Consider the following 14,060-nt stretch of genomic DNA (forward strand, 5'->3'; position numbering starts at 1 on the left):
ACTTCATGATAGAACATTGGCGCTTAGACAGAATAAGAGTTACAATTCATAACATTTGCGTACAAGATTAACTTCTAAATTAATGAAAAATAACCTCCCTATTAAATCCCGTCTGCTATACAAACGCTTGTTAAGCTATGTAAAACCTTTTTGGCCAGTTTTATTATTAGGAGTATTGGCGAATATCCTATATTCGGGCATTGACGCCGGCTTTACCTATATGACCAAGCTTTTTTTGGATAAAAGCTTTATTACTATTGATCTGAATTTTGTTAAACAAATCCCGCTGATTGTTTTAATCGGTATTACTCTGAGAGGATTGGTCAGTTCTTTAGGCAGTTATTGTATGACATGGGTGGCTCGCTCAGTAGTTAAAGTATTAAGGCAGACCGTATTTTCTCATATTATTCACTTACCGGCGGATTATTATGACGAAGCCACATCAGGTCAGCTTCTTTCAAAAATTTTGTACGATGTTGAGCAAGTGGCACAAGTCAGTGCGGATGCCCTAACAGATTTTATTCAAAATATATGTCTGGTCATCGGTTTGCTGACCGTTATGATGGTTATATGTTGGCAGCTGTCTTTGATGTTTTTATTAACTATCCCCTTTGTGGGAATCATTGTTAATTATACTAATAAAAGAGTAAGACGAATTAGTCACAAAGTCCAAAAAACCATGGGCGAAGTCACAGAAATTGCCAGTGAGGCAATCGAGGGTTATCGAGTGGTTCGCATCTTTGGTGGTGAACGGTATGAAATAACAAAATTTAATAAAGCAACAGAATATTCACGCAAAAACGATATGAAAGTTGCCATAAGCAAGGCGATTAATGTTTCAGGCGTTCAATTGGTGATCGCTATCGGGATTGCCACGATTATTATGGCTGCCATTCATTTATCTACTGTCATTACTATCAGTGCCGGTTCTTTTTTGGCAATTATCGCAGCCATGTTGCAATTAATAAAACCTATGAAAACTCTGACTACTCTTAACGCAACCATACAAAGAGGCTTGGCTGGTGCAGAAAGTGTATTTAATTTGCTTGATTTGCCTTTGGAAAGAAACAATGGTTTGATATTAAAAGAAAAGATACGTGGTGAAATTGAGTTTAAGCATGTATACCACGCATACCGACAGGGTCAAAATATTTTACATGATGTCAATTTTGTAATTGAAGCAGGAACGTCTGTTGCTCTGGTTGGGCATTCAGGAAGTGGTAAAACGACCATAGCCAGTTTATTACCCCGCTTTTATGAATTGAGTCAAGGTATGATTACTTTAGATGGCATGCCCATTCAACAGCTTAGTCTGGAAAGTTTACGCAAGCAGATGTCCTTGGTCAGTCAAAACGTGACACTTTTTAATGATACTTTGGCTAACAACATAGCCTATGGTCGTTTTGATGCGAGCCGAGAGCAAATTATTACTGCGGCTAAACTGGCCTATGCTGATGAGTTTATTAAGCAATTACCTGATGGCTATGATACCAGGGTCGGAGAAAATGGGGTGTTGTTGTCAGGCGGACAAAGGCAAAGAATAGCGATAGCCAGGGCAATTTTGAAAGATGCTCCAATTTTAATACTCGATGAGGCGACTTCAGCTCTGGATAGTGAGTCTGAGCATTATATTCAGGCGGCTTTGGAGCAAGTGATGAAAGGTAGAACTACTTTAATCATTGCGCACCGATTGTCGACTATTAAGCATGCTCACAAGATTATCGTATTGCAACATGGTCGTATTGTTGAGCAAGGTAGTCATCAAGAATTACTTGATATGGATGGTCATTACGCTCAGTTGTATAAAGTGCAACAATTTGGCAGGATTAATGAGGAAGTGGTAGCTTAATGTCATTTTTTGTGAACAGGATATGGTATGGTAACCATTTTTTACAGTGGATACTGGTTCCATTTTCCTGGTTATACAGAATTGTTATACGAACCAGACGATGGTATTTACAGCGTTTCTGCCAACAGCTGTACCCTATACCAATTATTGTAGTGGGAAACGTGACCGTAGGAGGAGTAGGCAAGACGCCTCTGGTCATTGAAATTGCTAAAAAAATACAGCAAAAAGGCTTAAAAGTAGGGATTGTAAGCCGTGGTTACAAAGCAGCAATAAAACATTTTCCATACGAAGTAAAATTAAATGATTCAGCTGAATTAGTAGGCGATGAGCCGCTCATGATGGCAAGAAAAATTAATTGCCCAGTGGTTATTGCGCCTAAGCGCAATGAAGCAGTAAGGTACCTTTTAGACAAGCACTCGGTTGAAATTATTATCAGTGATGATGGCTTGCAACATTATAAAATGGGGCGATCTATTGAAATTGTAGTAATAGATGGGATGCGAAAACTGGGTAATGGTTTTTGTCTACCCGCTGGACCATTAAGGGAACCTGATTCACGATTAAAACAAGTTGATTTTGTTATTGTTAATCAAGGTGCTGCAGAAGGTACTTATTCTATGGAATTAATTCCTAAAAACATAGTTCGATTGTCAACTCAGGAAGAAGTCAGTAATGATTTGTTTACTTCTGAAGTAGCAGCTGTAGCAGGAATTGGTAACCCGCAACGATTCTATTCTACTTTAAGTCAATTAGGTATAAAATTTAATCCATATTCTTATCCCGATCATCATCAATTTAAACCTCATGATTTAAATGATATCGATCTACCAGTTATAATGACAGAAAAGGATGCTGTAAAATGTTATTCATTTAGTTCAGATAAATTATATTATTTACCCGTTGAAGCAAAGTTGAATGATTCCTTTTGGGAAGCATTTTGGTCACATCAACAATTACAAGGTTATTACTAATATGATGCCAAAACGAATTTGGTTATTGCTATTATCCATGTTTTTATTTTTAAGTGGCAGTGTTTTTGCAGTGGAAGAGCCAGAGGAAGACAAAGTAGCCCAAACGAATGAACCAACCGTTGGAAGTTGGGTATTTACAGGTATGGTCACCAATGAAAGCGGTGATCGATACGGCTATTTTTTTCAGATGCAAAGGCAAGGTACTGATTTTTATGCTAAAACCGCATTAATTGACGGCCAAACCAACCAGTTAATTCTGTTTTATGAGGCCAACGAAAAAATAGATAGCTCCACTCAGTTGAACTGGCAAGTTGGGCGCTCATTTTTGCGCTACAATCCGATCAATGACAGTTGGATTTTTGGCGTGAAAGTCGAAAATGCAAAAGGATTTAATTTTAAAGTAGATATGTTAAAACAGGATAATAAAGATGTTGAAACACAGGTATTAAGACCTGGGGTAGAGTTGCAAGCGGTACAGACCAGTCGATTAAATGGGCACGTGCAAACGGGAGTAGATAATAAAGAACAGTTTGTAACAGGTAATAAGGCATGGTTCAGCAAATTATGGTTTAGCAAGGATCAAAATTCCCCTCATGATATAAGCACTATTTTTTGCAGATTAAGTAATGATAATGGTTTTTATTCTGCAAATCTCAAGGAACCTGATGCAACGGGGGCTGCGGTAGCAGGTTGGCGAGACCCTTCAGGAAATAATGTCAAAATGTCTCAATTTGTTTCCATTAAAACCCTAACCGATAATCAATGTTTACTTAGCGTGGGTTTGCCCAGGTTGAAGTTAAAATTAGTCAATACCATAAAACAAGAGGATGATTTTCCTCTAACAGTTGCAGGCTTTTCTGAAGAAAATCCAAAAGGATTTTGTTTTATATCCAAACAAACTTTTAAGCAAATCAAGGAGTCAGCAGTACAAGCGGTTACTAATTTGGGATAGTCTAATTTGATTTTTCTGGCAGGAGGCAAGTAAATAAGCTTGCCAATAGCATGGCAAAAGGAACAATCAAAAGGGCCAGTTGGTAGTCAGCCAGGCTGTATTGGCTTTTATGGTTACTGAGTACATCTAAAAAAAATCCAACGAGTGGTTGAAGTAAGGGAGCCGAGAGCATTGCCAAGGTATTGGTGAAGCCAGTACAAGTGGACAAGAATTCAGGTGGGGCCAATTCATTAGAAATTGAATAGGCTAGCATATAAGCACCACAGGTTAACCCCATAGAAAACATTAAAATACCTATCAATAGCTTATTTTGAGTTGGTAAATATAAAACAAGTATTAATAATAACGCAGTTGACAGACAAGAAGCATGAATCAGCGGTTTTCGTCTATTGAGATGTACCGAAATTTGACCCAATAAAGGACAGCTTAAGCCAGCACCCAGTAAGACCATTGAAGTTAGTATACTGGCTGTTTTGATAGTGCAATCCAGTTTTAATTGTAAAAAAGGAACAGCCCACATGGCGGCAAAGACAGTAATGACTGAGAATTCCAGACAAACAAAAAGGCCATTAAACCAGGCTAATTTATTTTTTAGAATGGGGATAATTTGTTGTTTATATTGATGTGGAAAAGAAACGACTGGCTTGCTATTGGGGATACACAACCAGCATAAACTGGCGATCAGGAATCCAATGATTCCTGCTATGTTAATAAAATAACGCCATCCAAAATGGCTGATCACAGAACCCATGCCAATCATTCCTAATACTGTAACAGTAAATCCCAACGTTTCTGATAGGCCTATCATAAAAGCGTATTGTTTTAAGGGAAAATGTTGGCGTAACAAATGGCTTAAACCAATAAAGGCAAAGGCTGAGCCAGCGCCAATAATTAACCGCCCAAGGAAAAGAGTCGGGAGGTTATGTCCCGAGGCAAATACAAAACATCCGATGGCACAAAGAGTTGCATTGACCGATAACAAATATCGGGTATTGTAGCGATCAAAAAGAATCCCGACAGGAATTTGAAAAGAAGTATAGACATAGTAAAAGGCGCTACTTAAAAGTCCTGCGCTGAGTGCGGAAATATGTTCTTCGTGCATTATTGCGCCTACAATGATCCCCGAGGATAGTTGCAAGAAGAATTGGAATAATAAAAAAAATACTCCTACCAACCAAATGGTGATTTTTGATTTCTTAATAGCCGATAAATTGTTCAAAGTAGTTTGTATTATGTTGAAATTGATGGAATATATAGCATTGTTATGTTTGTGTAAATTTATAATCTGCAATACCTTTTATTTCTTCATGAATTATATTTGCTATTACATTGGAATCAATAATTCTGTATGTATTTTGTAAAATTTGAAAAATGATTTCTATACTGCAGATTTGTAATTTATGTCACAATAGATTTTTTATTATTGAGAAATTATGAATTTAAGAGATTTACATTATTTTGTCATCCTGGCAGATGTAAAGCATTTTGGTGAAGCCGCTAAGAGGTGTTTTGTAAGTCAACCCACTTTGAGTATGCAAATAAAAAAGCTGGAAGAAGAATTAGGTGTTGTGTTATTTGAGCGTACCAACAAACAGGTTTTACTGACTGATCAAGGCTCCAAATTATTAGATCGAACTAGAAAAATATTAATCCTGATTGATGAAATGAAAGAACTTGCTCGTCAGTCGGAAGATCTATTTACAGGTGAATTGCGTTTGGGGGTTATACCTACCGTATCGCCTTACATGTTGCCCTTGGTAATGCCCGAACTTAAAAATGAGTACCCTCGCCTGAAAGTTTGGTTAATAGAGGATCAAACTCATAGGCTAATTACTAAATTGGAGCAAGGAGAACTGGATGTTGCTATCATGGCACTTCCAATAGATAAGCGTTTTTCATGTCAAACTTTATATGAAGAAAAGTTCTATTTTGCTTGCGCAAATACTCATCCTTTGGCCCAAGCCAAATCAGTTAATATCAATGATTTAAAAAATCAGCCGATTATGTTGCTAGAAGAAGGGCATTGCCTGAGGGAGCAAGCCATGGCCGTATGCCAATCAGCGAAAGCTGACGACATTGCAGATTTTACTGCCACCAGTTTGGAAACCTTGAGATTAATGGTACAAGCTGGAATGGGCGTCACTTTACTGCCCGCTTTGTCTACACTAACTGCCTCAACTAATCATTTAAAATGTATTCCTTTTTCTGAGCCGGCACCCTCTCGTATCTTGGGGTTATTTTGGCGAGCAGGAACGCCGCGACAAGTTTGTTTTAATGCAATTGCTGAATTAATAACAAAAAATGTTCAATCCAAATTAGCATAGAAATTATTATAAATTATACGTAAATTCCTGCTTAGCTGGATGAGCTTTCATGAAGCTATTTTATGAATTTTAACTAGCATTCCTAACTGAGGATGATCAAGATAATAAATTGTGCTTCCTTTTAAGCGTTGTTTTTGCGAAACAGTAAAAGAAGTCTCCTGATTACCTGGAGACAAACACTGCAGGTCAGCATCAAATAGATAGTAATTACTTTGACGCACTTTGAGGGTACCTTGAATTTGCCATCCATTATGGTTGATTTTAGGTAGCGCAACCAAACTGTCACTTTTCGCTGGTTGTCTCCAGGAATAATGACCCAGGATTTGAAATTGGGATTTACGGCTTAAAAGATAATGTTGATCACTTAGTTTTGATTGCGATCGCGGTAGAAGAGTGTAAGGCATATGTTTTTTATTATTATCCGAATGCAGTTGAATAGCATTTGGACTGACAGGAATGAGGGGAACAGGCGAATCTGATTTTATGCTTTTAACACCGTTTTGTGGTTGTGCAAAGAGTATTAAATCAATTTGGTAACTTGATTTGGCTATCGTAAGTCCCGAACATAATACACTGATTGTTATTATTAATAATCTAATCATGACATTTTTATTTTTGTTTTTTGTGAGCTTGGTTATCTTTGAGGTGGCAAACTCAATTTTTATGTATTATATACTCATCTGAAGGGAATAATACATAGTAGAGAAGCTATTACTTCTATTCCACAACTATCTTTGGAAATCTGTCAGCATAGTTTATGGGTTTCTTGCTGAGCTCAATTGCAGTTCGCATCGCTGTTTTAATAAAGGTGTCAGTTAATTGATTTGATGAATGTGTTGCCGTGGGAACTCCCTCATCGCAATGTCTACGTACATGGCTGTCCAGCGGCAGTTGACCTAATAATGTACATTGATATGCGTCACACAGCGCAGCTGCACCACCTCTACCAAAGATTGCTTCTTGATGACCACAATGGCTACAAATGTGGGTGGACATATTTTCTATTATTCCAAGTACGTCAATGCCTGTTCTGGAAAACATGGTTATTGCCTTTTGGGCATCTAAAGTTGCGACATTTTGAGGAGTAGTAACTACTATGGCAGAGGTTAAAGGAATTTTTTGTACCAAAGTGAGTTGAATATCTCCAGTGCCAGGTGGTAGATCTATGAATAAATAATCCAATTCATTCCAAAGAGTGATGTCTAACATTTGGATTAAAGACTTGGCGAGCATAGGACCTCTCCAAATTAATGCCTGGTTTGTATCGGTCAAGTAGCCAATAGACATGGCCTGCATGCCATGAGCTTCAACCGGTATGTAGCAATTATCTTTTACTTGTACAGGTTTTGTTTCACCAAGCATCAATGGTATGCTTGGTCCATAAATATCCGCATCCAAAATGCCGACTCGAGCGCCCAGTTTTGCCAATGCTGCTGCAAGATTTACTGTGACAGTAGACTTTCCGACCCCTCCTTTGCCAGAGGCCACTGCGATAGTATTCTTTACTCCTCGCAGGGCTTTGCCTGTCAACTGAGTTTTATGCGCTTTTATGAACTGCTGAATAGAAATAGTAACTTGGTAATTGGGGAATTCATCTTGAACTATTTTCTGTACTATTGGTTTATAGCTCGTTTCTAACAAAGAGGTAGGATATCCGGCAGTCAAGACAACATGCATAGCCTGGTTGCTAGTTGTTATTTTGTACTGTAGATTCATTTCTTTGCCAGTAAGATCAAGCAAAGGATCCTTTAATGAGCCAATTAACTTAATTACTGTATCTTCAATAGTCATTTTTTAGCCTGGTATGAAAATAAATAGGTAATGATAACTTAGGTCTCGGCTAATCACTAGTACCATTACTATTCGTTTTTGCTGGGTTGATGAATGCATCTACTTGAGAGAAATGTATTTTGGGTATAGCTTTTCTGATGAGTAAGACGAATAGCTTAAGATAATGTCATTTGATTTTATTGGGCAATTGCATAGCTGCTGTGTTTTTAAGCGCTCATTTTATACTGCCAATCAATCCAATGTCCATTTGCAAGATAATACAATCCACATCGAATTGGGAATTTTGTGCAATCTGACAGATAGCGCCCGTACTCATTTAATTGTTGGCGATGCTTCTGTAAGGTGTTTATATCTTCTTTCCCGGTTTTAAAATCAATGATCCATTGTGTGCCATTTTCAGTAAAAGTACGATCGATAATACGGGTAACCAATTTATTTTCATACTCAACCAGAAGCTCATATTCATTTTGTTCATTTTCATGTCTGGATAAAATCCAGAGGCCAATTTTATTTTCATACATTTGAGAAATTTGGATTTTTATCATTGATAGAGCAGTTTGTTGGGCTTCCTGGTTTAATCCTAATGCTTTAAGTTCATTATGTACCAAGTTCCATGGCACATGATTAATTGTTTGGGGATGGTTATCACAAATCCATTGTAATAGTTGATGGGACACAATGCCTATTAGCCGAGGAATACCCGAAGATATCTCTGGGCATGAACTCTCTTGAGATTGAACTAAACTGGGAATCTGTTTTTGATAATACTCTATAGGTAGTTTGACTAATTTCGGCAGAGGGAATTCTTGTTCTTCATGTTGGGCTTCGTCAGGATCTGCAATGAATTCCTGGTATTTTAATAAGTTTCGAAAGGAAGATTTATAGGATTTTGCCGAATGATCAAGCAAATATAATCTTGATTTTGCCCGGGTAACAGCAACATAAAGTAATCTTTGCGCCTCATAGGCGGATTTTTCTTCATCCAATTGATCCAGATAATCGTACAAAGGGCAATTATCCTGGTTTGCACTTTTTATGGGTGATACCAGTAACAAGTTGCCATGGTCTTGGGTAGGCAGCTTAAGCCAGCGCAACATGGGAGATTCACCACGATTTGCTTGTGACCCAAGGCCAGGTAGAATAACCGTATCGAATTCCAGTCCTTTGGATTTATGAATAGTCATGATTTGTAACCGGGAAGGGGTGGTTTGTTGGGCATACAATTTATTGAATTCATTTAAAAATTCGTTCATATCAGGAATTCGACCTTCTTTTTCATATTGGTCTAATAACATCCATAATTGCTCCAGATCATTTAACTGAGCTTTATCAAGGATCTTTTCTACATGAAGATTTTTTAAGGTATCCGCTATCCAATCAGATAGACGACTATGTGATCGACATAACAAAGCCTGGTTCATGATTTGAATAAAAAAATTGGCTCTAATCCTGCCTTCTTCACTTATATCCTGAATTTTATCTAAATGGAGCAAATTGTGATAAATTGATTTTCTTGAATTATATTGGGCTATGCAGTGGATGTCAGATAATCCCAATCCAACATAAGGGCTGTGGAGTATCGATAACCAGGACAATCGATTTCCTGGGAAAAGCAGGGCATGAGCAAGTGACCAGACGTCACGTAAATGCACTAAATTGGCTAGTAAATCGATGTCTGTTCCCTGATAAGGGATATTATTTTGGCGAAGTAGGCTAATGATTTCAGGGAGTTGCGTTCTTGTCCTCACTAAAACTGCGATAGTTTGTTCAGGGTTGCGGTTTAATTCACTATTAATTATTTCAATTAAATGCCTTGCTTCCTGTTCACGATTTTTAAATTGCACGGCCTGAATAGTGCTTGATTCATTCTTCTCGATGACATGAACAGAAGGATGGAAAGATACTGCTCCTGATTCGATATCAACTTGTTGAGAAAATATTTTACTGAAATGATCATTTACCCAATTAACTATTGTTTCTGTCGAACGGAAATTACATCTTAGTTCCAATGATTTGAGGCGAACTGGTCCTATGCCATGCTCTTTCGCCTGAAAAAACAATCCAACTTCAGCCTGTCTGAAACGGTAGATGGATTGCATAGGATCGCCTACAAGGAATAAGGTTTTTCCCTCTCCAGGTAACCATCCTTGGACTAACTTGGTAAGTAATTCAAATTGTGTAATGGAGGTATCTTGAAACTCATCTATTAGAAGATGATGAATTGAATGATCCAGATAGAGTGCCAAATCAGTCGGATTATCCAAATCACCCAAAGCTGCCAAGGCTTGTTGAGAGATGGCAGTAAAATCAACTTCGTTATGTTCACCAAATGAAACTTGTAAATGTCCAACCAATAATGGCAGTAACAAAAAGAGTGCTTGCAAAACGTCCCATTGCTCTTTGTCGTATTCAGGAGTTGGTAATTGATTGACCTTAAGGAGCGCGTCCAGGAAATCAGGACAATCTTGAAGTTTAGCAAACAAATCTGAACTGGCTGTTTTTATTCTGGTAAATTCATTTGGTGCACAATTTTTTTTAACTAATCCCACATGATGATCAAACGATTTACGCAATTGATTGTCACTAGTTAAGAGTAATTTGCTTAAAGCACCTGCAATTTGCTGATCGCATTTTTGAAACTCATACCATTCTCTTAATATAAATCGTGGTGAATCAGGTTTGTTTTCTATAACGGCTAATTCACGCGACAAAAGCACTAGTTCTTGAGCCAAGTCCGATGGCAGGCTATTTCTTAGACGAGAGAGTTCATGCTGTTCAATAAGGCGTAAAGCTTGCTCAAAAGTTGACTTTTCTTGTTCACGTGCCAGAAATAATGTCGGCAACCATTGATCTCTTTGGCTAAGAAGTGCCTGGAATAATTGAATTAATCGTTCCTGTTTATTATCAACATGAAGAAGCAAGGTTTTAATTGCTTCCTGGTACTCTGGCGTAGCAATAGCATACTGGATACAACAACGTGCAGCACTAATATAATGAGAATCGGGTGTCTCGGAAATGTCTGGATAAGCCACCTGTTTTTCCAATAAAGGAATTGCCCTGTTAATGCTTTGGCACAATGAATCAATGGTTATGATTTTTAAGCGATTTGGTTGCTCAAGTAAATCCCACTGATATTGATTATTTCGCTGTAAAGCCTGTTTTGCAAAATTTAAAGTGCTTTGTTGATGAGCGCTGACAGCCGGTTGATTTGACGCGGCCATATGTAATGCCTGAACGATTCGTTCTCTCATTTCACTTGCTGCTTTGCGGGTAAAAGTCAAGGCGATAATTTGTTCAGGAGACTGCACAGTGCTTAGCAAACGTAAAAAGCGTTGGGTAAGAATCTCTGTTTTTCCTGACCCGGCAGGAGCCTGGACTATAAATGATTCAGCAGGATCTGTCGCTTGGCTCCTTTGTTCACTATCAATTAACCGCATGCCATTATTCCAGAACTATTTCCTGAGCAGGTGGTCTTAAATTGTAGTGTGAACTCATACAGTGACCATAGGCTCCAGTGTTTGCAATTAATATCACATCGCCTTCTCTGGTAACTGGTAATAAGCGGTCATAACCCAATGTATCTCCCGACTCACAGATTGGGCCAACTATATGAGCAAACCCGGCCTTTTCTTCATGTAGTCGAGTTAAATTGACAATTTCATGATACGCACCATATAAGGAAGGCCTTATCAATGAGTTCATTCCTGTTTCAATACCAATAAATTTTACTTTTCCTTTTTCTTTGCATTGCGTTACTTTGGCAAGAATGACACCACTTTCAGCTACAAAGAAGCGACCTGGTTCAAGCCAGATTGCTAATCCTGGATATTGAGATTTTACTGCCATTAATTGCGCGTCAAGCGCAGCAAAATCAATGGGATGTTGGCCCGGTTTTTCTACAATACCTAGACCGCCACCTAAATTAATTGAACGCACTTCAGGAAATTGATCGGTTAGGGAGGCAAGCATCACGGCAGTTTGTTGCCATAAATCCGTTGAGAGTATGCCGCTACCAGAATGAGCATGTAAGCCTATGACCTTAATGTGGTTGACTTTGGTAAGTGATAGAATCTTGCTTATGTCATTTTGTGTTATACCAAATTTGGATTCATTTCCACCAGTAGAAACGTGCTTGTGATGGCCAGCTCCTGTACCAGGATCTATGCGAACGATTACTTCGCGGTCTTTAAACAAGTCAGGCCAATTTTCCAAAGGGTATAAGCTATCAATAGTCACATAACAGCCCGTTTGCAAAGCAAATTCATACTCGGATTTGGGAGCGAAATTGGGTGTGAATAAAATTCTTTCTTTTTTAATATTGGGAAACAGTTTTAACACCAATTCCAATTCCTGAATAGAAACGCATTCAAAACCTATCCCTTCTTTTTCCAGAGTTTTTAAAATGGTTGGGAATGGATTCGCTTTAATAGCGTAAAACAAGCTATCAATTGATTCCAGAGCAGATAATTGTCTTGCACGAGTTGCCTGGGTGGGACTATGGTAAACATAACAAGGAGAATGTATTGCGCTGGTTGTAAGCAAGCGGTCTCTTTCAATTTCCCACCAAGGTGTTGGGCGAACATTGGGTTTGCCAAATTCTTCATGCCAGCTTTTGGAGTAATAAAAGATTTGAGGATTACTTTCGATTAGTAGATGATGCAATCTTTGGCATAATTTATCGGCATGTGATTCATCAACAACAAAAGTCAAATTAAGGTCATTCGAGGCCAGAGACATCAGGTATACTTGTTTTGCCTCAAATACTTCCAAAGCCGGGCCAAGATGAGGTAATACAGTTCGGATGTGATGTCCTACCAAACTGACAGCACTACAGGGTTCTATCAGTTTGGCGCGTCCAAATTGGTTTAAATCGTCGAGCAAGGCATTAATTGCTGGTCTATCATGTATTTTGGCATTAACATCCAGGGATAGGGTGACATTGAATTCAGAAGAAGAAAGCAAATCAACTGAAAACCCATGCTTTTTAAAGGCGGCAAATACATCAGCCAGAAATCCTACTTGTTGCCACATATTCAAAGTGTCTATAGAAATTAGCAGTATGCTGTGCTTAACCTGGATGGATTTTATTAAGGGTGCCGATTCATCAATGTCTTTGGTAATCAATGTTCCTGAATGTTCAGGCAGGTGAGTGTATTTGACTACCATAGGGATATTGGCTTTTCGAACAGGTGGTATGCAATTGGGGTGTAAAACTTTGGCCCCCATTGAGGCAATTTCCTGAGCTTCATCATAATTTAATTGCTTTAATAATCGGGCGTGGGGTAATTGATGCGGGTTGGCGGTATAAATGCCTGGGACATCAGTCCATATTTCACAAGAAGCGGCCTGTAGTTTTCCCGCAAGTAGTGCTGCTGAAGTATCAGAGCCTCCTCGACCAAGCAAAACGGTTTCACCATGAGGATTGGCAGCAAAAAAACCTTGGGTAATAATGGCTTGAGCCCCACTGGAGAGAAATTTTTCTACCAATGCCGAGTCGTATTCACTCTCACAACGGGCAGAGAGATAGTTCATTGTTTCTCCACCAAGGGTTGGTGTGCTTGTTAACAATTCTCTGGCATCATACCATTTTACTTTAATCCCTTGTTTTTCAAGAAAGGCATGGCCCAGGCGGGTCATCATCAGCTCACCCAAACTTAAAATTTGCGCATGTGTTTTTGCAGGTGCTTGTTTGAGTAAGGAGATCCCGGTTAGCCATTGCTGTAATTGGTGCAAATCATTAGCAATTAATTGATGGTTTACTTCTAATTGTTCTGCCAGATTCAGGTGACTGCTCTGAATGTCATTGAAAAGGCTATGATGCTCGTCAAGAAGGGCTGCCTCTATGGCTTTTTCAAGTTTGTTGGAAATTTGAGTTAAAGCAGAACAGACTATAACGGGCTGAACACCTGTGTTCAGATGTTTTTGGGTAATTGCAGCAATATTATTCCAAGTGGCTCTGGTTGAAACACTAGTGCCGCCAAATTTGATGACTACTTGTTGCATGATTAGTATTCCGCTCAAAATTAATACACCTTAGCATGGACTAAAGTATTTGTACAAGTAGATTAAGCCCCAATTTAAAAAAGATTTTTCTCAAGACAACCCAAGTCACGAGTTGAGTCTACAAAGCATGGGTTGGGAAAGGTAGGCTCGAATAAAAATTTATCATATGC

9 protein-coding genes are annotated in these 14,060 nt (G+C 38.5%); 4 read left to right on the forward strand and 5 right to left on the reverse strand.

What is annotated here, in order from left to right:
• Window positions 1–82: 82 nt before the first annotated feature.
• Genes msbA through OQI99_RS03500 form a run of 3 tightly spaced genes read left to right on the forward strand, consistent with a single transcriptional unit; the run spans window position 83 to window position 3,772 of the window.
• Entirely contained in the window at window positions 83–1,849 is a 1,767-nt protein-coding gene (gene msbA, locus OQI99_RS03490; protein WP_011946747.1) for a lipid A export permease/ATP-binding protein MsbA, read from the forward strand.
• Window positions 1,849–2,820, forward strand: a complete 972-nt coding sequence (gene lpxK, locus OQI99_RS03495; protein WP_010947544.1) for a tetraacyldisaccharide 4'-kinase — start codon at window positions 1,849–1,851, stop codon at window positions 2,818–2,820. The genes msbA and lpxK overlap by 1 nt, the downstream gene beginning before the upstream one ends.
• A gap of 1 nt (window position 2,821) precedes the next feature.
• Window positions 2,822–3,772 carry a hypothetical protein gene (locus OQI99_RS03500; RefSeq protein ID WP_011946746.1) on the forward strand — a complete coding sequence of 317 codons (951 nt, stop codon included), beginning with the start codon at window positions 2,822–2,824 and terminating at the stop codon, window positions 3,770–3,772.
• 1 nt (window position 3,773) lies between these two features.
• Here OQI99_RS03500 and OQI99_RS03505 read toward each other — a convergent pair whose 3' ends face one another.
• Window positions 3,774–5,063 (reverse strand): MFS transporter, encoded by a 1,290-nt coding sequence (locus OQI99_RS03505; protein WP_010947542.1) that lies wholly within the window; start codon window positions 5,061–5,063, stop codon window positions 3,774–3,776.
• 142 nt (window positions 5,064–5,205) lie between these two features.
• Between OQI99_RS03505 and OQI99_RS03510 the strand changes: the two genes are divergently transcribed.
• Window positions 5,206–6,096, forward strand: coding sequence for a LysR substrate-binding domain-containing protein (locus tag OQI99_RS03510; protein ID WP_010947541.1), 891 nt, complete (start codon window positions 5,206–5,208; stop codon window positions 6,094–6,096).
• Window positions 6,097–6,143: 47 nt separating this feature from the next.
• Here the strand turns inward: OQI99_RS03510 and OQI99_RS03515 are convergent, their stop codons facing one another.
• The 4 genes from OQI99_RS03515 to OQI99_RS03530 all read right to left on the reverse strand — a co-directional run bounded on the left by OQI99_RS03515 (window position 6,144) and on the right by OQI99_RS03530 (window position 13,890).
• Window positions 6,144–6,698 carry a CsiV family protein gene (locus OQI99_RS03515; RefSeq protein WP_010947540.1) on the reverse strand — a complete coding sequence of 185 codons (555 nt, stop codon included), beginning with the start codon at window positions 6,696–6,698 and terminating at the stop codon, window positions 6,144–6,146.
• A 115-nt stretch (window positions 6,699–6,813) separates the two neighbouring features.
• On the reverse strand, window positions 6,814–7,887 hold the full coding sequence (gene apbC / locus OQI99_RS03520; protein WP_010947539.1) for an iron-sulfur cluster carrier protein ApbC: 1,074 nt from the start codon (window positions 7,885–7,887) through the stop codon (window positions 6,814–6,816).
• Window positions 7,888–8,093: 206 nt separating this feature from the next.
• Window positions 8,094–11,324, reverse strand: coding sequence for a UvrD-helicase domain-containing protein (locus OQI99_RS03525; protein WP_010947538.1), 3,231 nt, complete (start codon window positions 11,322–11,324; stop codon window positions 8,094–8,096).
• A 4-nt stretch (window positions 11,325–11,328) separates the two neighbouring features.
• Complete coding sequence (locus OQI99_RS03530) at window positions 11,329–13,890, reverse strand: bifunctional aspartate kinase/diaminopimelate decarboxylase (protein ID WP_011946744.1); 2,562 nt, start codon at window positions 13,888–13,890, stop codon at window positions 11,329–11,331.
• Window positions 13,891–14,060 lie beyond the last annotated feature (170 nt).

It is taken from the genome of Legionella sp. PATHC039, assembly GCF_026191275.1.
Lineage (GTDB): Bacteria > Pseudomonadota > Gammaproteobacteria > Legionellales > Legionellaceae > Legionella > Legionella pneumophila.

Bases quoted from the DNA above. Each gene is read 5' to 3' on its own strand.
- msbA (WP_011946747.1), top strand. From the start codon at position 83: ATGAAAAATAACCTCCCTATTAAATCCCGTCTGCTATACAAACGCTTG.
- lpxK (WP_010947544.1), top strand. From the start codon at position 1,849: ATGTCATTTTTTGTGAACAGGATATGGTATGGTAACCATTTTTTACAG.
- OQI99_RS03500 (WP_011946746.1), top strand. From the start codon at position 2,822: ATGATGCCAAAACGAATTTGGTTATTGCTATTATCCATGTTTTTATTT.
- OQI99_RS03510 (WP_010947541.1), top strand. From the start codon at position 5,206: ATGAATTTAAGAGATTTACATTATTTTGTCATCCTGGCAGATGTAAAG.
- OQI99_RS03515 (WP_010947540.1), bottom strand. From the start codon at position 6,698: ATGATTAGATTATTAATAATAACAATCAGTGTATTATGTTCGGGACTT.
- apbC (WP_010947539.1), bottom strand. From the start codon at position 7,887: ATGACTATTGAAGATACAGTAATTAAGTTAATTGGCTCATTAAAGGAT.
- OQI99_RS03525 (WP_010947538.1), bottom strand. From the start codon at position 11,324: ATGCGGTTAATTGATAGTGAACAAAGGAGCCAAGCGACAGATCCTGCT.
- OQI99_RS03530 (WP_011946744.1), bottom strand. From the start codon at position 13,890: ATGCAACAAGTAGTCATCAAATTTGGCGGCACTAGTGTTTCAACCAGA.